Consider the following 20,991-nt stretch of genomic DNA (forward strand, 5'->3'; position numbering starts at 1 on the left):
CTGTCCTCGCGCCCCAGGTGCTAGGAGGTGACGCGCTGGCGTTGGTAGTGGCGGGCGGCCTTGGCGCGAGCGCCGCAGCCGTCCATCGAGCACCAGCGTCGGGTGCCGTTGCGCGACGTGTCGTAGAAGTGCAGGACGCAGGCGGGGTTACCGCAGCGTCGGATGCGGTGGGGTTCCTGACCTAGCAGATCCAGGTAGTTGATGGCCGCTCGCCAGGAGGGGAGCCAGCCCGGGTCGACGTCAGGCTGCTCATGCGCGGCCCCCGCACGGAGCGTGTAGCGCGAAGCACCACGGGCGAGGATCGCGTTGACCCCCCGTTCGGCGGCGTCGTCGGGCTGTTCGAGGACGCGGCGCAGCGCGGACCGCGTCTCCCGTAACGGGGTCTCCACCGCTGCGGGGTCACCCTCCAGATGGTGTTCGGCGAGCCATCCCCGCAGCCCGTCCGGCTCGTCGAACAGGTCGACCCGGCGGCCCCGCTCGACCCACTGGGTGTTGACCAGGTCCAGTGCGAGGGGTTCGCCCATCAGTGGCCGACGTGTCATGTCACCAACCTTACTACCGTCCGCCGTTTGACAGGTTAGTCGTCGCGACGTATCTTCTTACCGGTAAAAGTCGTAACGATGGTTAGGTGACCCCTGGAAGGGGGCGCTCGTCATGCCACACCGCTACCTGCAGGAACTGACCACCGCGTCGGTGGTCGCCGCGCAACAGCGCTACGGCAGCCGGCCCGCCATCCAGCGCATGACCGCCAACTGGGACACGGATGCGACATTCAGTGACGAAGAGGCGGCTTTCATCACCGAACGCGACAGCTTCTACCTCGGCACCGTCGGCGAGAACGGTTGGCCGTACCTACAGCACCGCGGCGGCCCACCCGGCTTCCTGCACGTCCTCGACCCCGTCGACGGGCACAGCGTCCTCGGCTGGGCCGACCTGCGCGGCAATCGGCAGTACCTGTCGGTCGGCAACCTCGCCACGTCACCGCGGGTCTCGCTGCTGCTCATGGACTACGCCCACCAGCGCCGGCTCAAAATCATCGGCACGGCGCACGTCACCGACGCGCGGGACAGCGGGTTCGAGGAGCTGCTGGCGAGGCTGAGCGCGCCCGGACCAGCGGGCCGGGTCGAACGGTTGATCACCGTCACGGTGCAGGGCTACGACTGGAACTGCCCCCAACACATCACGCCCCGCTTCACCGAGGCGGAACTCTCCGACGCGCTCGCGCCGGTACGCGACGAACTCGCCCGCCTGCGCGCCGAGAACCAGGCCCTGCGCGAGCAGGCGCGTCAACAACCAGGGAGAACACCATGAACAAGCTGACCGTACGCACCGTCGGCGGCCCCACTGCCGTCCTCGACTACGCGGGCCAACGCGTCGTGCTGGATCCGACCTTCGACGATCCGCGGACGTACCAGAACGGGCCGGTCACGGCCACCAAGTTCACCGGCCCGAGCGCAGCGCCCACGGACCTCGACCCGGTCGACGTGGTGCTCGTGTCGCACGAACACCACATCGACAACCTCGACATCTCCGGGCGGGAGTACGCCCGCCGGGCCCGACGGGTGTTCACCACCACGGCGGGGGCGCCGAATCTCGGGCCACTGGCGACCGGCCTGCGGCCCTTCGAGTACGCCGAGGTCGGCGACGTGCGCGTCACAGCGGTTCCGGCGCTGCACGGTTCTCCGGAGATCGGCGTGGTCAACGGCCCGGTGATCGGGTTCGTGTTGGAGGCGGCCGGTTGGCCGACCGTCTATGTCAGCGGCGACAACGCCTCGCTGGATGTGGTGGCGGTCGTCGCGGAGCAGTTTCCGGCGATAGAGATCGCGATCCTCAACCTCGGCGCGGCCCAGATCGCGGCCCGCGGCGAGGCGTTCCTCACCCTGACCGCGGAACTGGCGGCCCGAGCGGCGACAGTGCTCGGCGTCCGGGCGGTCATCCCGGTCCATCAGGACGGCTGGGGGCACTACACCCAGGGCGCCGACGACGTCGTGCGGGCCTTCGAGGCCGCGGGCCTGACGGACGTGCTCGTCGACCTGCGACCCGGCGACTCAGCCACCGTCTGACCACGGCCTGCGGATATCTCACTCCACCTTGGTGAGAAGTGGTTTCCCCTTCTCGACGACGTACGTGGCCAATTCGACAGCAACACCATCGCCGACGTTGCGGGCCTGGTGGTGCACACCGTACGGGACCGTGAGCGCGTCGCCGGGATTGCACACAATGGGTGGCTGCCCCTCCAGCCGATATTCGAGCGTTCCCTGCAGAACACAGATGATTTCCTCGCCGGGGTGGAAATGCTTGAACGGTGGCGAATCCGGGGTGAACTCCACCCGCGTCTGAATGACCTCTCGCCCGGGGATGCTGAGGTCGTGCCGTTGCAGATCGATCCGCCACAGCCCTGGTGCTGACTCCACCGCCGTGGGGCTGATCCCCTCGGGTCGATCCTTGGTGCTCATGACGGCCTCCTGTTAGCCGTCGGGCCGACGGCCATTACTCGGATTGGTGCATCCCCGTCGAGAATAGGGAGTCACAGACGATCGGGGGCGGGGATGCCGACACGGAGGTCCGATTCCGCGAAGCGGGCCTGTGCCGGGCGCGTAATTCGGCTTGTGCTGTTCCCTGAGGACTGCTTCGCTGTTGCCCGTGACCGAGCTTCGTACGCCGCGACTGCGCCTGCACCCCATCGACACCGCAGAGGGGGAACGCATCGTCGGGCAGCGCGCCGGGGCCGGGGACGACTGGGCCGAGGACTTCCCTTTCGACGGCGACGTCCTCGGCGTGCGGGGCTTTCTCGCCGCCACCGCTGCCTACGGCGACCGACGTCCGTTCGGGCACTACCGGATCACCCGCACCGCCGACGGAAAAGCCATCGGAGGAATCGGTTTCAAGGGCCAGCCGGAGGACGGACGCATCGAGGTCGGTTACGGCCTCGCCGCGTCAGCCCGGGGAAACGGCTACGCGGCGGAGGCACTGGCCGCCCTGCTCGACCTCGCGACCGCGCACGGGCTGTCCTGCGTTGTCGCCGAGACCACCGGCGACAACGTCGCCTCCCGGCGGACCCTCGAACGTGCCGGCTTCCGGCACACCGGCACCAACGACGATCTCTACCGGTACGAGGTACTCCTCGGCGCCCCCTCGCGACCGACTCGGACGCGGTAGTCCGATCCGGCGGCGGCCCGCTGCAGCCGAGGTCACCGACGAGGCAGCAGCCCTCGATCGGTCATGTGGGCGCGCAACGTCTCGGCATCCTCGGCGGACATCAGCCAGCGGGGGATCACGGTCGCGGGCATTCGGCCGACGTACACGACCCAGAAATCTCCGGTTTCCCGCACCTGGGCAACCCCGTCCCAGGCGATGCCGCCGGACTCCGAGCCGCTGCGCATCATGATGTTGTCATCGGTGATGTCGTAGGCGCCCTCGACGGCGTAGTTACCGGAGCGGCGTCGGGCGCGCGCCAGCACCCACGGCCGGTACAGCATCGACAGCACGCCGGCCACGACCAGCGCGGTCCACAGCGGCGAACTCCGCTCGCCCCACCCGAACCCTCGCGAGACGACGAGACCGATGACCCCGACTGCCGTCAGGACCGCCCCGATGTAGCCGAATCTGCGGAGCCGGGCGTTGCCGAGCGCAGCGGCCACCCGGCTCGGGTAGGCGGGATCGGCGGGGACGTCAAAACGGATCTGCACGCCAGAACGATAGTGCCTCCACCCGCCCCGGAAGGCGCCTTGCCCCGCCCCACCTGACACGGCGAGGGCATCCGGGTGCGGCAGTCTGATGAGGTGAACGCCGACGACGTCCGAGTGCCCCGGGCCCAGGCGGGGTCGAGCCCGCAGCATCTGCTGACGACAGTGCTCGGCGAGTACCTCGACTCCTCCGACGCCAACCTGCCTTCGACGGCGGTCATCGCGATTCTGCGGGAGTTCGGGATCAGCGAGTCCAGCGCCCGTGCCGCGTTGTCCCGACTGGTCAAGCGTGGTCTCATCGCGACAAGGAGGAAGGGCCGGTCACCGGTCTACCACCTCACGCCGCAGGCGATCGCCAAGCACCGCTCCCGGATGCGGCACTTCCTGAACTTCGGCTCTCACCCAGTGCCCTGGACCGGCGAATGGGTGCTGGCCTCCTTCTCTGTTCCGAACACCGGCCAGGCGTCCCGTCATGCGCTCCGCAGGTCGCTGACCGCACTGGGGTTCGTGGGCCTGTACGACAGCGTGTGGATCCGGCCGGGATCCGACGCCGCGCCGGCGCGGGAGGCGCTGCACGACCTGCTGCACCGCGTCGAGGGTGCCCGATGGTCGGTCCTGCACGTCCGGTTCGACGAGGAGGCAGGGCCACACGGGCCGGCCTCCGCGTACGACCTGACCAGTCTCGCGTCCGCGTACTCGAGCTTCATCGAGCAGTACGCGGAACTGCGGACAGCCGCGCGCAACGGGGAGGTGGACCCGGCCCGGGCGTTGGTGGCTCGGACCTCCGCGATGGATTCCTGGCGGAAGTTCGCCGACATCGACCCGGACCTCCCCCCGCACCTGCTGCCGGGGTCCTGGCCTCGCCGGGAGGCCAGGGAGACCTTCCTGGACATCCACACCACGCTCGGCTCACTCGCTCAGGCGCGTCTGGTCGAGGTGGCGACGCCGCACTGGCCGGATGCCGCCTCGTGGATCACCCACTTCCAGGCGTCGAGGGATCCCTCACGGCCGGAGCCGACCGGCGGAAAGCACTGCAGCGGCCCACTCGCCGGCTGACGACGAAGCGGCCGGTCAGAGCCAGCAAGACATTGACACTTTTCGTTGCGACAGTGATAGTAACTGCATACAGCTCCCATCGGAGCGCCTGCAGGGACCGCGGCCGGGCGGTCGCCGGCGCTGAATAGGCGGGCAGTGGCGGCCGAGGGCACGGCCGCCGCTCAGGCGGCGACGCGCCGACGTCGACCACACCCGTGGCCAGCGCCGAGCACTCTCGTCGGGGCGCGAGTGACACCACCGCCACCGTTGGGAGGGCCACAGTGACTGTTCCTGGAGGACTCAATGAGAAGGCGAGCAAAGATCTACGCGGGGCTGTTGGCCGCCATCGTTCCGGTCACCTCCGTGATCATGGCACTCGGCGGGACACCGGCGTCCGCCGCGATCGGCGGTTCCGGCCCCTACCCCGCCGACTACGAAACCTCGGCCACCCTGGCCAACCACACCATCTTCCGGCCGCAGACCCTCCCGTCCGAACGCCTGCCCATCGTCGTGTGGGGCAACGGCGGCTGCTCGGCCAACGGACTCTCCCAGGGCAACTTCCTCCGCGAGATCGCCTCCCACGGCTTCCTCGCCATCGCCAACGGCGCCCCGAACGGGTCCGGCTCCACCACCTCCCAGATGCTCACCCAGTCCATCGACTGGGCGGTCGCGGAGAACTCCCGGCAGGGCAGCAAGTACTACAACAAGATCGACACGAGCAAGGTCGCTGTGGCGGGTTTCTCCTGCGGAGGCCTGGAGGCGTACGCCGTCTCGAACGACCCGCGCGTCACCACGACCGGCATCTTCAGCAGCGGTCTGCTGAACGACGCCGACGACTACCAGCTCAGGAGACTGACCAAGCCGATCGCCTACTTCGTCGGTGGGCCCAGCGACATCGCCTACCCGAACGCCATTGACGACTGGGGCAAGCTGCCCGCGGGTCTGCCCGCCTTCATGGGCAACCTGAACGTCGGGCATGGCGGCACCTACGACCAGGCCAACGGCGGAGAGTTCGGCCGGGTGGCGACTCTCTACCTCAAGTGGCGCCTGAAGGGCGACACCACCGCCGGCCGCACCTTCGTCGGCGCCGACTGCGGTCTGTGTAGCAGCCAGTGGAGCGTCCAGCAGAAGAACCTGACGCTCGACGACGGCACCCCGCCTCCCACCACCCCGCCTCCCACCACGGCGCCGCCGACCGGTACCACCGGCTGCACCGCTGTCTACTCCGTCCAGGACCAGTGGAACGGCGGATTCGTCGCCAACGTCAGCGTCACCGCGGGAACAACAGCCCTGACCGGCTGGCGGGTCACCCTCACCCTGCCCAGCGGCGCGTCGGTCAGCTCGCTCTGGAACGGGGTCAGCAGCGGCACCAGCGGGACCATCACGGTCGCCAACCAGAGCTACAACGGGCGATTGGCCGCAGGTCAGGCCACCAGTTTCGGCTTCCAGGGCACCGGCAGCGGCAGCGGAACCACAGCGAGTTGCACCGGAAACTGACGCCCCCCGGCAGATCGAGTCGTTCGGTGGGCCGGTGCCCCGGCACCGGCCCACCGAGGCACGGCCGATAGGGAAGACTGGCGCGCATGGCTGATCTGAGCGATGCGAAGGCCGCGCTTCACCACTACCTCCGGGAAAGCCGCGAAAACCTCGTCTGGAAGCTCGACGGGCTCAGCGAACGGGAGGTCAGGCTGCCCCGCACGGCGACCGGCAACAACCTGCTGGGTGCGCTCAAGCATTGCCTCAACGTCGAAGCCGGCTACTTCGGGCCCACCTTCGGTCGCGAATTCCCGACGCCCGACGAGCTGGTCCCCTTGGCGGCGTACGACGAGGACCCGCAGGCGGACTGGTACGCCCGTGAGGACGAGACGAAGGACGGGCTGATCGACCTGTATCGCCGGGTTGGCGCGTTCGTTGACCAGACGATCGACCAGTTGCCCCTCGACGCGCCGGGGCGGGTGCCGTGGTGGCGGCCAGGTCGGCAGGACGTGACGCTACAACGGATCATCATCCACGTGACCTGCGATCTCGCCCGGCACGCAGGTCACGTCGACATCATGCGCGAACAGCACGACGCGGCGATCGGCCTCCGGCGGACCAACACCAACATCCCCGACGACTACGACTGGCCGGCCTACGTCAGCAAGCTGACGAAGCTGGCCGACCAGTTCTGATGATCGGCAAGACTGTCGGCGTGCGAGACGACCTCCCCCAGATCGAAGCGGCTTTCCTGGGCACGCCACTGGCCGGCCTGCCGCTCGGGCACGGCCCGTCGGGCACCATCCTCGTCGCCGACGTCGACCCCGACCGTCTGCACGAGGTCTGGCGGGCCGCCGAGGCGCTGGTGCCGGTCATCGGACGCCGGCCGGTCATGGTCACCGACGACTTCGACGACGCACTGACGATCCGGTCCGAGCCCGAGCAGGGTCCGTCGGAGTCGGAGCTGCGCGCCTTCGTGGACGTGGCGGCATCGTCCGACCCCTGGCTGACCTACCGCCACTACAGCGAGGACCAACAGGTCGACGAGGACGAGATCGAGTTCTACGCGCGTGGTACGACCGGCGTCGACCTGACCGCCCTGATGCCTGATGTGGCGCTGCCGACCTCACTCCCGGTGCTGGAGCGGGCGCTGTACGACCGGCTGCTCGCCGACGCCGACCTGCACGCCCAGGTGCTTGGCAACGTGCGGCTCGTGACGCAGACCGACTACTGGTACACGCCGGACAGCGTCCTGCTCATGCTGCTGCCGACCAGTGACGTCCGCGGCTCGGCGTACTGGGTTGACTTCTACGGTGCGCTCACCGAGGAGGACCGCCAGCGGCTCGCCGAGGTACTGGCCCAGTGGCGGCACCGGTGGGACGCCCGCCTGGTCGCGTCGTGGGACACCATGCTCCAGTTTCAGGTGGGCCGTCGCCCGACGCCGGGTGACGAGGCGTGGGCTGCCGCTGGTCAGCTCAAGGCGCTCGCTCCGGACCTCGAACTGAGCCAATGGGAGGTCGCCGTCGCCCTACCGGCCGGTGACGCGTGGTTCATCCACAATCGGCCCTGACGGACGTGGCTCGGTTACTGGCCTCGCGGTCTGTGTGACCCCTTCCTGACGTAGTTCGAGGACAAAGGGCTGATCATCGCTCCGGACGAACCGAATCTCCAGATCGAGGTCCGGGTGTCGGTAGCTACCGTCCGGCTCCGCCAGCAGGACAACCGGTTGCTGGGTCGAGGCGGCGAAGGTCAGTTGGCCGTCGGTGAGGGCGATGTCGATCGGGTAGTCGTCGCGCAGGACGTAGCGGCCCGTCACGTCGGCAGGCGGCGCGGGGGGTGATCCTCGTGATGGCGTACCGACGGTCCACGGCGGCGCGGACGCTGACCAGCAGCTCCCAGCCATCCTCGGAGTTGGTCATCGCCGCGACGGCGGCGCCGCTGTCGGGCCACACGTAGGAGAAGCAGGTGTAGCCGACGTTCGACCCGGTGTGTCCGAAACGCCGACGCTCGGCGCTTCGTTCGCCAGCCGTCCGGAATCCTCGTGCCGCCGCCGTGGTGGCCATGCGCCACCTGATCCGGTCGCTGGTGCGGAAACTGCTGGTCGAAGCTGCTGTCGGCCATGGCCAGCGGGTCCAGCACCAGAGTTCGCAGGAGGTCCTCGAACGGGGTTCCGGTCGCGTCCACCATGAGCTGCTGGAGCACCGAGTAGTGGCTGCCCGAATAGCGGAAGCGGCTACCCGGCAACACTGTCGGCCGGACCGGTGGAGTGGTCGTCGTGCCGCTGCCTTGCAGGACCTGCAACAGCGACGGGGCGCGATCTGCGGCGTAGCCGCGGTACCAGGTGTCGGACAGGCCGGCAGTGTGCGCCAGCAGCTGTCGATTGTCGACCGCACCTACCGGTGGATCAACTCCCGTCAACCGGTGCGGCTCGTGACGCTACGGGAGACCTCCCGGATCAGATCGAGCGGTTCTTCGGTCCAGTGGGAGGCGAGGACGAGTTCCCGGGCCGGGTCGACCCACAGCAGGTGTCGTCCGCCGTTGCCCCGGGCGCTGCGGCCGGTCGTCGGGGCTCCCGGCCACGGCACCTGCTCATCGTTGAGCCACCACAGATAGCCGTACTCCCGTTTGACCGGGCACGGGGCCCAGGACTGGTCGACCCATTCGGCGCTGAGCAGCCGGGTCCCGGCACGGGTCCCCCGGTCCAGGAAGAGCTGCCCGATCAGGGCCAGGTCCCGGGCCGGGACGATCAGTCCCCCGCCCCAGTGCGCGCCGCCGGAGACCACCTCGACCCGGCGGCCGTCGAGGTCGACGACGCTCGTCCGGTACCCGTGCCACGACCACCGGTCGGAGGCGCCCACCGGGTCCATGATCCGCTCCCGTAGCACCTCCGGCAGCGGCCTGCGAAGCAGCAGCGTCAGCGCGTACGCGAGCAGGTTCATCCGTACGTCGTTGTACGCCCATCCCTGGCCCGGGGGTGTGCCGTGCACCTCGGTCCGCTCGCGGAAGCTCTGCGCGTCGACGGCCGTCGGCTTACCCCACAGCTCGCCCTCCCACTGGCTCGACTGCTGCAACAGATGACGCCAGGTGATCTGCTCGTTGTGCGGCCCCCGGAACTCGGGAACGTCGACGACCTGGTGCACCGGTTGGTCCGGCACCAACAGCCCGTCGTCGAAAGCGAGGCCGGCCACCACCGACACGACCGACTTGGTGACGCTGAACGCCATCTCCGGGACGTCCGGGTCGCCCCAGGCCGCGACCTCCCGATTTCCGACCCGGACAACTCCACTGGCCCCACTGGCAGCAAGCAGCGGACCGACCACCTCGCGGTGACTGGCGTCGGAGACCTGTGCCGCCTGGTAGGTCTCGATGTCGGCGGCGGCCGTCGTCCACCGAGCGCCGAACTCCCGGACGATCCGCTCCAGCCGCTGCTGATCCACCGACACGTCACCCATGCCCAGCAGTGTCCAACACCCCCACCACCGGCGGGGCGAGCCATGACCAGGCACATAGGATCGGGCGACCTCGTACGCCAGACCTGAGGAGCGTCAGGTGACCCTGCTGGAGCGTCTGCACCTGGCCGGCATGAGTGAGGTCGTCTCGGTGCAGCCGGTGACCGGCGGGCTCGCGGCTCTCGCGGGCATCGCCACGCGCCGGGATGCCCCACCGGTGTTCGTCAAGGGCTTCGACGACCCCCCGGCCGACGACGTCTTCGTCGCCGAGGCCGAAGGGCTGGCCGCCCTGGGCGAGTTGGGCGGTGTGGCGACACCCGAGGTGATCCTGGCGGATCGGGACGTCCTGGTGTTGTCGGTGTTGAGCGAGAGGCCGCGCAGCGAGGCCTTCTGGGAGCAGTTCGCACACCTGCTCGCCCGCCTGCACCTGAGCACCACCCATCCCCGTTTCGGCTGGCACCGCGACAACTGGCTGGGCCGTCGCCGCCAGGTCAACACGTGGAACGACGACGGCTTCGCCTTCTTCGCAGAGCACCGGCTGCTGCGTTGGCTCGACGAGCCGCGCGTCGAGGCGGCGCTAGACGCGGAGGACCGGTCGGCGTTGGAACGGCTCTGCGACCGGCTGCCCGACCTGCTGCCGGAGCGTCCGGCGTGTCTGACGCACGGCGACCTGTGGGCACAGAACGTCCTGGCCACCGCGGACGGAGAGCCGGCGCTGATCGACCCGGCCGTGTCGTACGTGTGGGCCGAGGTCGACCTCGCGCACGTGTGGTCCACCTCGCCCCCGCCCGAGGCGCGACGGATGTTCGAGGTCTACGCCGAGCTGACCTCGCTCGACGCCGACTGGGAGGCCCGGATGCCGGTCATCCAGCTACGACAACACCTCGCGGTGCTGGCTCAGTTCGACGACGACTGGGGCGCGGCCGATCAGATCCGCGCCGTCCTGGCCCCGTTCCGAACGCGATCCTGACCACACGCGCGGCGCGAGGGGTCGGGCCCTCCATTACGGTGACCCCCTGGAATGGGGGGTGGGCCATGACACCGGAGGTGTCGCCGCGAAGGGCCAGGGCCGTGCTCGTCACGCTCTCCCTCGCCGCGTTCGCGTTCATCACGACCGAGCTGCTGCCAGTCGGTCTGCTGACCCGCATCGCACCCGATCTGGACCGGTCCCGCTCACAGGTGGGCCTGCTGGTCAGTGGGTACGCAGTCGTGGTGGTGCTGGCGTCAGTGCCGCTGACCCGACTGACTCAGCGGGTCCCCCGGCGGCATCTGCTCGGCGTCACGATGTTCCTGTTCGCCGCCGCGAACGCCGCCGCCGCGCTCGCGCAGACGTACGCCGTGCTGGCCGGCACCCGCCTGGTGACCGCCCTCGCCCAGGCGCTGTTCTGGTCCGTCGCCACGGCGACAGTGATCGGTCCGTTCCCGGTCGCGGTGCGCGGTCGGGCGGTGGCGCTGTTCGCGACCGGGGCGACGCTCGCCCCGGTGCTCGGCGTACCTCTCGGCACCTGGCTCGGGCAGCAAGCCGGCTGGCGCGCGGCGTTCGCGGTGCTGGCCGGTATCGGTGTGGCGATCGCCGCCGCTGTGCTGCTCCTTCTTCCCTCCTATCCCCCGGCCGCCGGCGGCGCCGCCCGGGGCACCGCACCGGACGGGCGGCGCTTCGCCGTCCTGCTGATCGCCACCGCCCTCGGCATCGGCGGCTTCATGACCCTGCAGACCTACGTGACACCGTTCCTGCTCGACGTCAGCGGCTTCGCCGACGCGGTGCTGGCGCCGCTGCTGTTCGTCTCCGGCGCGGCCGGCGTCGTCGGGACCCTGGTCGCGGCCCGGACTCTGGACACCCGACCGATCGCTTCGCTGCTGACGCCGCTGAGCATCGGCACTGCCTCGCTGCTCGGGTTGTACGCGCTCGGCGCGCTCAAGCCAGGTGTGGTCGCGCTTCTCGCCGGGATCGGCCTCGCGTACGCGGCGTTCGGCTCCGCGGTGCAGAACCGGATGCTGCACCTGGCCCCGGGCAGCACCGACATCGCGTCGGCCGGAGTCAGTATCGCCTTCAACGCCGGCATCGCCGGCGGATCACTGCTCGGCGGCGCCCTCCTGCCCACCTCGGGGGCACGCCCGCTGGCGCTCGCGGGCGGGCTGCTGGCGCTGGCCGCGCTCACGCTGCTCGCCGTGGACGCGCGTCGCGGCCGCGTCGTCGCGCCGGAGCCGACCGTCGCCCCGGCCCGGGTGGTAGGACCGCACTGACGTCCGTGCGGGTGAGCGGCGGGACAGCAGGTATCCGGTGCCCGCGGCGGCGAGCCCGGCAAGGCCGGCCGTCGCGAAACCGCCCGCCGGCACGGAGAGGTCGATCGCCACGCCGACCAGCGGGGCTCCGAGCGCGAAACCGGCGCTCTGCGCCGACGACTGCAGACCCGTCACCTCGCCGCGCACACCGGGCGGCGCCAGGCGGCTCACCGCGTCGGCCACAGTGCCAAGGGTCGGCGCGGTGAGTAGTCCGCTGCCGACGACGGCCACGCACAACCACTGCCACTCGTGGGCCAGGCCGGCGGGGATCGTCACGAGGCCGAGCAGGGCGAGCAGCAGCCAGGTGGGCAGTGGCCGGGTCAACGCGCCGTAGATCAGCCCGCCGATGACCGACGAGACACCGAACACCACGACGACCACGGCGGCCCAGGACACCTGACCTGCCTCCCGCAGGGTGGCGACGATGGCGAGGTCGACGCCGCTGAGCAGCGTCGTCGTCCCGAACGCCATCGTCAGCACGGCGATCATCCTGGCGTCCAGCCACTGCCGGCGTGGGGGTCGTTCCGCAGCGGCGGCGTCCACCTCGTCCTGGGCGCGCATCGGTGGGTTGAGCACGGCGATGCCGACACCGCCGGCCAGGATCGCGGCGCCGACCCCCCACGCCACCACGTCGGGGGACACCGTCGCCGCGCCCAGGATCACCACCGCGGGCCCTACGATGTACGACAGTTCGCCCTGCACCGATTCCAGCGCGAACGCGGCCCGGCGCTGCTGCGCCGTCGTCATCGCGGCGATCGCCTGTCTGCTCACCGCCTGGGCCGGCACCATCAACAGGCCCGCCGCGAAGCTGGCGACCAGCAGGAACCCGTACGGCAGGACGGGCACGCCCAGCCAGAACACGACCTGCGCGGTGGCGGTCACCAGCAGGACGAGGCGCAGGCCCCGCGAGTCGATCATGCGGCCGAGCAGCGGCCCGCCCAGCGCCACTCCAGCCGTCAGGGCCGCCGCGACCCCACCGGCTGCCGCGTAGCTCAGCTCCAGGCCGAGGACGACGACGAGGGTCAGCGCCATCACGTCGGCCGTTATCGCGGTGCGGGCGAGCAACGAGACACCCAGCAGCGGTGCCATCCCTGGCACGGCGAGCACCTGCCGGTAGCTGGTCACCCGGTTGACGCTAGTTCCGCCCGTACGTCATAAGAAGACGCCATTTCGTTGAGGCTGGCATAATGACTGCTTATGGCAAGGGACCTGGAGACCGCCCTGCTGCGGTCGTTCGTCGCCGCCGTGCGGGAGGGCAGCATCAGCCGTGCCGCTACCGCTCTCGGGCAGACCCAGCCCGGTCTCAGCCAGCAGCTACGCAAGCTCGAAGGCGTCGTCGGTCGTCCGCTGCTGCACCGGTCGTCGTCCGGTGTGTCGCCGACAGGGGCGGGCGAAGAACTCCTGCCGTACGCCGAACGCATCCTCTCGCTCTCCGCACAGGCACTCGCCGAAACCGGACGCGCGCTCACCGGCCACTGTGGCGTCGGGTTGCTCGAAGACCTCGCCGCGGCCCACCTTCCGCAGGCCCTCGCCGACCTCGCCCGGCTGCATCCCGGGGCGACGCTGGAGGTGCTCAGCTGCTCCAACGCCGCCATGCGGGAGGCCTACGACGCGGGCCGCGTGCACCTCGTGCTCGACGCGGTACCGGACATTCCCGGGCCGCCGCGCTGGACGGTGCGCGCCCCGCTGGTCTGGGCGACCGGGCAGGGTGTGGACGTGAGCGCCGATCCGCTGCCGGTGGTGCTGTTCTCCAACCCGTGCTCCTGGCGTACGTCGGTGCTGGACGCGCTAGAGCGTGCCGATCGACGTTGGCGGGTGGCCTTCGAGAGCAACAGCCTGGTCGGGGTGCTCGCCGCGGTACGGGCCGGGCTCGGCGTGGCGGCGCTTATGCCCGCGAACCTCGAACCGGTCATGATCTGCCGTGACACGGCTGCCCTGCCCGTCCTGCCGGACGTCGAGTTCGGTCTCGCCCGGCACCCGCGGACCGATGGTGATCCGCTCATCGACGCCGTGGAGACGGTGCTCCGTCGCATCGTCTGAGCACCTGGCCCGGAGCCCCGAGGACGAAGACCCCGTCCTGTTCGCGGACGGTCAGCGTGGTCATCGGCTCGCCCTCTCCGGGCGCGACCGGGGCAGGCCGATGATGAGGATGACGCCGACGCTCAGGTGCAGCAGTGCGAGGGTCACCTTCGCTCCCCCGCCGACGCCACTCGGCGGCCCAATCACGAGTGACAGCAGCAGGACGGCGACCGCTGTCGAGGTCCACCAGACGCGGGAACGGTTGGTACGGCGTTCCAGCACCGCGAGCAGCGCCCAGCCGGCCAGCGCCGCGACTGTGGTGGCCACGATGACCGCGGCCACAGTGACCTGCCGGGTCGAGTTCGCGGACCTGACCGCCAGGTCGACGCCGGCCGCCACGTGCAGGAGCACGTACTCGACAACCGACACCACTATCGCGCCGGCCGCCACAGCGGCCCGTCCCAGGAAAAGGTTGTTCGTCATGGTCTGAGTCTGTGGACCGGGCCGGGCCGGACGCGTCGGTCCAGACGCCGCGGCGGGTACGTCCGCCGGCGCGTCGGCGTACTACCAAAGGAGGTGGTCCGGCCGACCGCGAGCCCAGTAGCGTGCGCCATGTGGATGCGGCGACGTGCGAGGTCGAGCCGCCGCGGACGTGGCGTTCCGTTCCGGTGGTCGTGACGACAGTGGCGATCGGCGTCCTCGTCGCGACCATGTTGTGGTCGGCCACCCGGTCCAGCTCCGCCGGCCTGGTCGGCGTCGACGTCGCGCTGGCGGTGGCCGCCCTGGCCCTCGTCCCGGTGGTCGTCCGCCGCCCGCAGGTCGGTGGCGTGCTGGCCGGCCTGCTCGTCGCGTTGTCTCCGGTGGCCACGCCGGTGGCCAGCTTCGCGGTGCTGTTCGTCGCCCGCAACCGGCCGTTTCGGCAGGCGGCGGCGGTGGCGGCGGTCGGCGTGGCGGGCGAGGCGGCGCAGGCGCTCTGGCGGCCGGTGCCCAGCCTGACGTACGGGTGGCGGCTGGTGCTGATGACGATCGCCTACGCGGCCCTGCTCGGCTGGGGCACCTGGGCGCAGGCCCGCAACGCCCTGCTGGCCGCGCTGCGGGACCGCGCCCGACGGGCCGAGCAGGAGCAGGAGCGGCGGGTCGACGAGGCGCGGGCGGCGGAGCGCAACCGGATCGCGCGGGAGATGCACGACGTGCTGGCCCACCGGCTGTCCCTGCTGGCGGCGGCCGCCGGCGCGATGGAGTACCGGCCGGACGCGCCGCCCGAGCGGCTCAGCGCGGCCGCCGGGGTGATCCGGGCCAGCGCACACCACGCCCTCGACGAGCTGCGCGAGGTCATCACCCTGCTGCGCAGCGACGACACCGAGTCGCCCACCGACACACCACCCGGGCAGACCCTCGCCGACCTGCCGCGCCTGGTGGACGAGGCGCGGGCCGCCGGGCAACAGATCGAGGTCGACGACCCGCTCGGCCCGTCGGTCGAGATCCCCCCGACGGTCGGCCGCACCGCGTACCGGATCGCGCAGGAGGCACTGACCAACGCCCGCAAGCACGCGGCCGGTCAGCCGGTCCGGCTGGTGCTCGGCGGCGCGCCCGGCTCCGGCCTGAGCATCGCGGTGAGCAACCCGACCACGCCCGACAGCGGTGCCACCGGTAGCGCCGGTACCGGCCTGATCGGCCTCGCCGAACGGGCTGCGCTCACCGGCGGTCGGGTCGCCCACCAGGTCGACGCCGCGGGCCGGTTCCACCTCACCGCGTGGCTGCCGTGGCCGACGTGACGGGTCCGATCCGGGTCGTCATCGTCGACGACGATCCCCTCGTACGGGGGATGCTCACGCTGATGCTCGACGGCGCCGACGGGATCGTCGTGGTGGGCGAGGCCGCCGACGGCGCCACGGCGATCACTGCGGTGGACCGGCACCTGCCCGACGTGGTGCTGATGGACATCAGGATGCCCGGCGTCAACGGCATCACCGCCACCGAGCGCCTGCGCCGCCGCCACCGGCCACCCGAGATCATCGTGCTCACCACGTTCGACACCGATGAGCACGTGGTGCGGGCCCTCCGCGCCGGCGCGAGCGGCTTCCTGCTCAAGGACACCCCGCCCGAGCAGATCAGTCGGGCGGTCCGCGCGGTGGCGGCCGGCAACCCGATGCTGTCTCCGGGCGTGACGCGCCGCCTGATGCAGCGGGTCGCGTCGGGGGCCGAGTCCTACGAGCAGGCGCACGAGCGGTTGACAGTGCTCACACCCCGGGAACGCGACGTCGTGCTGGCCATCGCCCAGGGGCGCTCCAACGCCGAGATCGCCAGCGAGCTGCTGATGAGCGTGACGACGGTGAAGGCCCACGTGTCGCACATCCTGACCAAGCTGGATCTCGACAACCGCACCCAGATCGCCCTGCTCGCCCACGACGGTCGGCTCCTCTGACCGGGAACCGGGGTCAGGCCAGCACCGCCGGCAGGACGAGCACTGCGAAACGGATCACCCGCCCGGAGAGGCAGGCGACGGCGAACTCCCAGCGTCGAAGGCCCGCGGTGCCGGCGGCGAGGCTGACGACTGCCAACGGTGGAACCCCCACCGCGGCGGAGGCCAACACCGTCGGTAGGGCGGTGCGGCGGCGGGAGAGCCAGCGTCGGATCGGTTCGGTCCACCGCGCGGCCCGAGCCGACGCGCGCCCTGACTTTCTCCGTTTCGCGACCCTGCGGGCCAGGCGCCCCGACCCGCGACGCGCCGACTCGAACAGCAGCAGCTTGCCGGCGGTCTGCCCGAGCGCCAGGGCGACCACCACGGCGACGAGAGCGTGGCCGCCGCGTTGCCCGGCGACCACGGCGAAGGCCTCGGCGTTGACGATCGGGACGAGCGCCGAAGCGACACCGTAGCCGAGCGCCACCACCGCCTCGGCGAGGCTGCTCATGCCCGGCCGTCCCGTTCGAGCAGCCGGACCACCGCTGCGACCGACCACAGCTTGACCACGACGACGGTGACGGCGACGCCCAGCGCGAGCAGGTACTGCCCGAACGCGATGGCGCCGATGACCCCGGCGGTGTTGGCGACCTTGGCCACTGGCGACCAGTTCAACGCCCACACCCGCCGGTCGACGAGGTGGAAGTAGTTGGGGCTGAGCACCGGCCAGCACAGGAACGCCAGCGACAGCATGGTGTCCAGCACCAGGAACGAGAGCAGGAAGACCACCGCCACGACGGCGACGTCCGGCACGAGGGAGACCAGGCCCACGCAGAGTACGGCGGTGCAGGCGCGGTCGCTCACGATGTCGAAGACGGCCCCGGCCCGGGTCTCCTGTCCGAGCCGGCGGGCGGCCCAGCCGTCGAGCACGTCACCGAGCCAGTAGATACCGTACGATACCGCCATCAATGCCACCGATCCGGAGACGAGGGCCACGATACCGACGGTGACGGCGGCGACCGTGCGAACGGCGGTGATGTAGTTGGGAACCGTACGAAGCGGGCCGACGGTGATGGCGGCGCGGGAGTCGACGAGAGTCACCTCCGCAGAGTCGTCCGGCAGGCGTTTTCGCGGAACGTGCCAGGGTGCCGAAGTGGTTCCGAGGGCGGTACCGGGGTGCCGGCCGATCCGGTACCTGGGTACTGGCCGGCCTTCCGGCTGGTCGCGGAGACTGTGCGGGTGATGACTGGAATCCGCGAACGGTTGCGCGACCCCGAGCGAGTGCGCCGGCTCGCGTACGCTGCGGTTGGTTTGATCATCGCCGCCGTGGTCACCACAGTCGAGGACGGCGTGTCCGTCCCGGCCGGCTGGGCGTGGCTGGTGCTGCCTGTCGGCCTCGGGGCCACGGCGCTGCGCCCCCGCTACCGAACCGCGGTCTTCGCGGTCTGCGCGGGGTTCGTGGCGATCGTGAGCACCGGCGAGTCGGTACAGCTGGGCCTCGCGGCCGCCGGCCTGGTGTTCGTCTCGGTCTGCGAGGATCCGGCCCGACACCCGTGGCTGGGGTGGGTGGGTGGCCTGATCGGCGCGGCCGGCGCCCTCACCACCGCGCTGTTGAACGAGCGCGGGGTGTACGAGCAGCCGTTCTTCTTCGTGACGGCCGGCTATCTGCTGGCGATCCTGATGCGGTCGTGGTCACGCGGCCGTGCCCTGACCCGGGAGACGGACGACCTGCGCGGCCAGGCCGCCTGGCTCGAACAGCGCACCAATCTGGCCCGTGAGCTGCATGACGTGGTCGGCCACCACGTCACCGCGATGGTGGTGCAGGCCGAGGCGGGGCAGCTCAGTGACGACCCGGGCGCGGCGCTGCGGGCGATCGCGGGCAGTGGCCGCACCGCACTGAGTGAGCTGGACACGCTCGTCGTGCACCTGCGCGATCCGGACGCGTCGATCGCGGTGAGCGCCCCGCCGCGCCTGTCCGACATCGACGAGCTGCTCGCCCAGCCGCTGCGCCAGCAGGGCGTGACGGTGCGGGTCCAACTGGACCCGGAGCCGGGCCTGGACGAGATCGGTGTGTTGACCGCCTACCGCATCGCCCAGGAGGCCCTCACCAACATCGCCCGCCACGCGAAGGCCAGGGAGGCCTGGGTCGAGTTGGTCCGCGTCGGCGACCACGCCCGCCTGCGGATCAGCGACGACGGCGTCGGGCCGCCCCGGGCACCCACGAGCGGCTCGGGCCTGCTCGGCATCGGGGAGCGCGTCGCCGCGCGCGGCGGGAGCTGGGAGCTGAGCCAGCGCCCCGGCGGCGGCACCGTGGTGCAGGCCGACCTGCCGGTGGCGACCAGATGATCCGCGTCGCTATCGCCGACGACCAGGAGCTGGTCCGGGACGGCTTCAGCCTGATCCTGCGGTCCCAACCCGACATCCAGGTAGCAGCCGAGGCCGCCGACGGCCGGCAGTTCCTCGACGCCGTACGTCGCGACTCCCGCATCGACGTCGCCCTCGTCGACATCCGCATGCCGGTGCTCGACGGCCTGCAAGCCACCCGCGAGCTGGCCACGATTCCCCACGCCCCCGCTGTCATCGTCGTCACCACCTTCGACGACGACGCCTACGTCCTGGACGCCATCGCCGCCGGAGCACGAGGGTTCCTGCTCAAACGGTCCAGCGCCCGCGACCTGATCGCCGCTGTGCGCACCGTCGCTGCCGGCGAGGCGGTCCTCTCCGCCGAGGTCACCGGCGCCGTGCTCGACCGAGTCCGCGCGACCGGGCCTGCCTCCCGCGTGGAGTTGGCGGCCTACCAGCTCACCGCTCGGGAGACCGACGTGCTCGCCCTGATCGGCGCCGGGCTCAACAACAACGAGATCGCCGAGCGCCTCTACCTGTCCATGAGCACCGTCAAGACCCACGTGACAAACGTGCTGGCCAAGACCGGCAGCCGCGACCGCGTACGGGCCGCCATTCTGGCGATCCAGGCCGGCCTGACGCCGTGAGTCAGGGATCGGTGCGCACCAGCCGACGCTGCGGGCTGGCCTGCCAACCCCCGAACAGCCCCTTCGCCACAAAGGCGATGAAGAGGGCCGACGCGATGGTCAGCACCACTGCCACAGGAGCGACGTGCTCGGCCTGCCACTCGAGATCGCCCGCCGTGATGGCCGTCTGGTCGATGCCGAAGACATCGGACCACGGCAGCAGCGAGGCCGGATACCACAACGGTGCGTATGAGTACGGCAGGCCGACACCACCGTTGAGCGTCCAATAACCGGCCCCGTCGTAGATCAACGCACTGTCGACGACGACCGCCACATCGCAGGCAACCAGGGCCGCAACGCACAGCAGCACGGTGGCACTCTTGCCGTGCCCCCACCTGGCCAACCTGCTCGACAGGATTGCGCCCGTGCCGAGGAGTGCGGCCCAGACGCTGCCGGTTAGCGCCTCGATCGGCAGGTACTCGACACGCAGTCCGTGCGCGAACAGCACAAGCAGGAGCACCGTCGATATCCACATCAGGCTGAGCCGCATGGTCATCGACGAGGTTGATCCCATGCCGCGAGGCTACCGTGGATCGCCTCGGGTTAGGGGCCACGGACTCTGCCGACGGCCCGGTCAGATCAGATCGGGCTCGGGAGCGCTAGCTGACGCGGTCGCGGCCGATCGGTCGTAGGGTTGCCGTATGGCACAACGACTCGTCAGCGTGTGGCAACCGTTCTTCCTTGCTAGCGAGAGTCGGGGCGCGGCCATCGACGCCGCGACCGAGTTGGAGGATCTCGGCTTCTCACGTATTTGGTTCTCCGGGGGTTTCGGCGAGAACGTCGCCAGCCGTTTCCGGGAACTCCTGGACGGGACCACGCGCATCGGCGTCGCCACCGGAATTCTGAGCATCTGGCATTCATCGCCACCCGAGGCGGCGGCGTTCGCTCAGGACGCGGAGCAGGCGCATCCCGGCCGGTTCCTGCTCGGTCTCGGCGCCAGCCACGCGGTGGTGGTGGAAAGTGGCGGCACCGACTATCGCAAGCCGTACTCGCGGATGGTGCAGTACCTCGACGGCCTCGACGCGGCCGGGCTTTCGCCCGAGCGACGCATCCTGGCGGCACTGGGCCCGCGAATGCTCGAACTCTCCCGCGACCGCTCCGCCGGGGCGCACCCGTACTTCGTCCCTGCCGAGCACACCGCGGAAGCCCGAGCGGCGATCGGGCCCGACCGGCTGCTCGCCCCCGAGGTCGCTGTGGTCCTCGACGCGGACGCCACCACCGCGCGCGCCACCGCCCGCCAGTACACGAGCGGGTATCTCGCACTGCCGAACTACACAAACAACCTGCGGCGATTCGGCTGGACCGACGAGGACTTCGCCGACGGCGGCAGTGACCGCCTCGTCGACGCCCTGATCCCGTGGGGCAGCGTCGAGAAGGTGGTGGCGGGGTTGGAGAAGCACTACCAGGCCGGCGCGGACGAGGTGGCGATCCAGGTGCTCAACGGCGGCGATGACACGGCGTTCCCCGCCGACGCGTTCCGTGCCCTCGCCGCAGCCCTGATCTGACCTCCGAAAATCGCGGCACCGTCGGCCGCCGTCGCGGCTCGGATGCCGTCAACCATGTGGACCGGCACCAACTGACCGCTCTCCTGGCAGGCAAGGGCGCTGTGCCGG

At 70.6% G+C, this 20,991-nt stretch carries 25 protein-coding genes and 1 pseudogene; 15 read left to right on the plus strand and 11 right to left on the minus strand.

Annotated features, from left to right (window positions below; translation table 11 throughout):
• Positions 1–20: 20 nt before the first annotated feature.
• Entirely contained in the window at positions 21–542 is a 522-nt protein-coding gene (locus NIE111_RS23620) for a CGNR zinc finger domain-containing protein (RefSeq protein WP_238686496.1), read from the minus strand.
• 112 nt (positions 543–654) lie between these two features.
• Between NIE111_RS23620 and NIE111_RS23625 the strand changes: the two genes are divergently transcribed.
• Positions 655–1,311: a pyridoxamine 5'-phosphate oxidase family protein gene (locus NIE111_RS23625; RefSeq protein ID WP_238686497.1), complete on the plus strand. Its 657-nt coding sequence runs from the start codon at positions 655–657 to the stop codon at positions 1,309–1,311.
• Positions 1,308–2,063, plus strand: a complete 756-nt coding sequence (locus NIE111_RS23630; RefSeq protein WP_238686498.1) for an MBL fold metallo-hydrolase — start codon at positions 1,308–1,310, stop codon at positions 2,061–2,063. The genes NIE111_RS23625 and NIE111_RS23630 overlap by 4 nt, the downstream gene beginning before the upstream one ends.
• 18 nt (positions 2,064–2,081) lie before the next feature.
• On the opposite strand, the gene NIE111_RS23635 is transcribed toward NIE111_RS23630, so the two are convergent.
• On the minus strand, positions 2,082–2,456 hold the full coding sequence (locus tag NIE111_RS23635; protein WP_238686500.1) for a cupin domain-containing protein: 375 nt from the start codon (positions 2,454–2,456) through the stop codon (positions 2,082–2,084).
• 187 nt (positions 2,457–2,643) lie between these two features.
• Between NIE111_RS23635 and NIE111_RS23640 the strand changes: the two genes are divergently transcribed.
• Entirely contained in the window at positions 2,644–3,159 is a 516-nt protein-coding gene (locus NIE111_RS23640) for a GNAT family N-acetyltransferase (protein WP_238686502.1), read from the plus strand.
• Between the two features lie 32 nt (positions 3,160–3,191).
• Here NIE111_RS23640 and NIE111_RS23645 read toward each other — a convergent pair whose 3' ends face one another.
• The gene (locus NIE111_RS23645) at positions 3,192–3,689 is read right to left on the minus strand and encodes a YcxB family protein (protein ID WP_238686504.1); all 498 of its coding nucleotides are present in this window, start codon (positions 3,687–3,689) and stop codon (positions 3,192–3,194) included.
• Positions 3,690–3,782: 93 nt separating this feature from the next.
• Here NIE111_RS23645 and NIE111_RS23650 point away from each other — a divergent pair, with 93 nt between their 5' ends.
• The 4 genes from NIE111_RS23650 to NIE111_RS32345 all read left to right on the plus strand — a co-directional run bounded on the left by NIE111_RS23650 (position 3,783) and on the right by NIE111_RS32345 (position 7,767).
• The gene (locus NIE111_RS23650; protein ID WP_238686505.1) at positions 3,783–4,742 is read left to right on the plus strand and encodes a PaaX family transcriptional regulator; all 960 of its coding nucleotides are present in this window, start codon (positions 3,783–3,785) and stop codon (positions 4,740–4,742) included.
• Between the two features lie 282 nt (positions 4,743–5,024).
• Positions 5,025–6,218 (plus strand): cellulose binding domain-containing protein, encoded by a 1,194-nt coding sequence (locus NIE111_RS23655; RefSeq protein WP_238686507.1) that lies wholly within the window; start codon positions 5,025–5,027, stop codon positions 6,216–6,218.
• A gap of 86 nt (positions 6,219–6,304) precedes the next feature.
• A complete protein-coding gene (locus NIE111_RS23660) occupies positions 6,305–6,892 on the plus strand; it encodes a DinB family protein (protein ID WP_238686508.1) in 588 nt (195 codons plus the stop codon).
• Positions 6,893–6,912: 20 nt separating this feature from the next.
• Complete coding sequence (locus NIE111_RS32345) at positions 6,913–7,767, plus strand: DUF4253 domain-containing protein (RefSeq protein ID WP_238686510.1); 855 nt, start codon at positions 6,913–6,915, stop codon at positions 7,765–7,767.
• On the opposite strand, the gene NIE111_RS23670 is transcribed toward NIE111_RS32345, so the two are convergent.
• Genes NIE111_RS23670 through NIE111_RS23680 form a run of 3 tightly spaced genes read right to left on the minus strand, consistent with a single transcriptional unit; the run spans position 7,726 to position 9,649 of the window.
• A complete protein-coding gene (locus tag NIE111_RS23670) occupies positions 7,726–8,013 on the minus strand; it encodes a hypothetical protein (protein WP_238686511.1) in 288 nt (95 codons plus the stop codon). The two genes, NIE111_RS32345 and NIE111_RS23670, sit on opposite strands and share 42 nt — an antisense overlap.
• A complete protein-coding gene (locus tag NIE111_RS23675) occupies positions 8,010–8,615 on the minus strand; it encodes a serine hydrolase (RefSeq protein WP_238686512.1) in 606 nt (201 codons plus the stop codon). The genes NIE111_RS23670 and NIE111_RS23675 overlap by 4 nt, the downstream gene beginning before the upstream one ends.
• Positions 8,612–9,649, minus strand: a complete 1,038-nt coding sequence (locus NIE111_RS23680; protein ID WP_238686513.1) for a serine hydrolase domain-containing protein — start codon at positions 9,647–9,649, stop codon at positions 8,612–8,614. Before NIE111_RS23680 ends, NIE111_RS23675 begins: the two co-directional genes overlap by 4 nt.
• A gap of 97 nt (positions 9,650–9,746) precedes the next feature.
• On the opposite strand from NIE111_RS23680, the gene NIE111_RS23685 reads away from it, so the two are divergent.
• Both NIE111_RS23685 and NIE111_RS23690 read left to right on the plus strand, forming a co-directional pair.
• Entirely contained in the window at positions 9,747–10,616 is an 870-nt protein-coding gene (locus NIE111_RS23685; protein ID WP_238686514.1) for a fructosamine kinase family protein, read from the plus strand.
• 65 nt (positions 10,617–10,681) lie between these two features.
• A complete protein-coding gene (locus NIE111_RS23690) occupies positions 10,682–11,890 on the plus strand; it encodes an MFS transporter (protein WP_238686515.1) in 1,209 nt (402 codons plus the stop codon).
• A gap of 303 nt (positions 11,891–12,193) precedes the next feature.
• Here NIE111_RS23690 and NIE111_RS32455 read toward each other — a convergent pair.
• A pseudogene (locus tag NIE111_RS32455) lies at positions 12,194–13,018 on the minus strand (MFS transporter); the annotation flags it as partial.
• A 108-nt stretch (positions 13,019–13,126) separates the two neighbouring features.
• Here NIE111_RS32455 and NIE111_RS23695 point away from each other — a divergent pair.
• Complete coding sequence (locus tag NIE111_RS23695) at positions 13,127–13,969, plus strand: LysR family transcriptional regulator (RefSeq protein WP_238686517.1); 843 nt, start codon at positions 13,127–13,129, stop codon at positions 13,967–13,969.
• 60 nt (positions 13,970–14,029) lie between these two features.
• Here NIE111_RS23695 and NIE111_RS23700 read toward each other — a convergent pair whose 3' ends face one another.
• On the minus strand, positions 14,030–14,431 hold the full coding sequence (locus NIE111_RS23700) for a DUF6069 family protein (protein WP_238686521.1): 402 nt from the start codon (positions 14,429–14,431) through the stop codon (positions 14,030–14,032).
• 131 nt (positions 14,432–14,562) lie between these two features.
• On the opposite strand from NIE111_RS23700, the gene NIE111_RS23705 reads away from it, so the two are divergent.
• Together NIE111_RS23705 and NIE111_RS23710 are read left to right on the plus strand one after the other, a co-directional pair.
• Positions 14,563–15,723, plus strand: a complete 1,161-nt coding sequence (locus NIE111_RS23705) for a sensor histidine kinase (RefSeq protein ID WP_238686523.1) — start codon at positions 14,563–14,565, stop codon at positions 15,721–15,723.
• Complete coding sequence (locus NIE111_RS23710; protein WP_238686525.1) at positions 15,711–16,373, plus strand: response regulator; 663 nt, start codon at positions 15,711–15,713, stop codon at positions 16,371–16,373. The genes NIE111_RS23705 and NIE111_RS23710 overlap by 13 nt, the downstream gene beginning before the upstream one ends.
• Positions 16,374–16,386: 13 nt before the next feature.
• Here the strand turns inward: NIE111_RS23710 and NIE111_RS23715 are convergent, their stop codons facing one another.
• Positions 16,387–16,860 carry a VTT domain-containing protein gene (locus NIE111_RS23715; RefSeq protein ID WP_238686528.1) on the minus strand — a complete coding sequence of 158 codons (474 nt, stop codon included), beginning with the start codon at positions 16,858–16,860 and terminating at the stop codon, positions 16,387–16,389.
• Entirely contained in the window at positions 16,857–17,450 is a 594-nt protein-coding gene (locus NIE111_RS23720) for a CDP-alcohol phosphatidyltransferase family protein (RefSeq protein WP_238686533.1), read from the minus strand. Before NIE111_RS23720 ends, NIE111_RS23715 begins: the two co-directional genes overlap by 4 nt.
• A 141-nt stretch (positions 17,451–17,591) precedes the next feature.
• Here NIE111_RS23720 and NIE111_RS23725 point away from each other — a divergent pair, with 141 nt between their 5' ends.
• On the plus strand, positions 17,592–18,695 hold the full coding sequence (locus NIE111_RS23725; protein ID WP_238686534.1) for a sensor histidine kinase: 1,104 nt from the start codon (positions 17,592–17,594) through the stop codon (positions 18,693–18,695).
• Positions 18,692–19,339, plus strand: a complete 648-nt coding sequence (locus tag NIE111_RS23730) for a response regulator transcription factor (RefSeq protein ID WP_238686539.1) — start codon at positions 18,692–18,694, stop codon at positions 19,337–19,339. Before NIE111_RS23725 ends, NIE111_RS23730 begins: the two co-directional genes overlap by 4 nt.
• 1 nt (position 19,340) lies before the next feature.
• On the opposite strand, the gene NIE111_RS23735 is transcribed toward NIE111_RS23730, so the two are convergent.
• Entirely contained in the window at positions 19,341–19,892 is a 552-nt protein-coding gene (locus NIE111_RS23735) for a hypothetical protein (RefSeq protein WP_238686541.1), read from the minus strand.
• 127 nt (positions 19,893–20,019) lie between these two features.
• Between NIE111_RS23735 and NIE111_RS23740 the strand changes: the two genes are divergently transcribed.
• Positions 20,020–20,883 carry a TIGR03620 family F420-dependent LLM class oxidoreductase gene (locus NIE111_RS23740; RefSeq protein WP_238686544.1) on the plus strand — a complete coding sequence of 288 codons (864 nt, stop codon included), beginning with the start codon at positions 20,020–20,022 and terminating at the stop codon, positions 20,881–20,883.
• Positions 20,884–20,991: the final 108 nt, after the last annotated feature.

It is taken from the genome of Micromonospora hortensis (assembly GCF_022230935.1).
GTDB lineage: Bacteria > Actinomycetota > Actinomycetes > Mycobacteriales > Micromonosporaceae > Micromonospora > Micromonospora hortensis.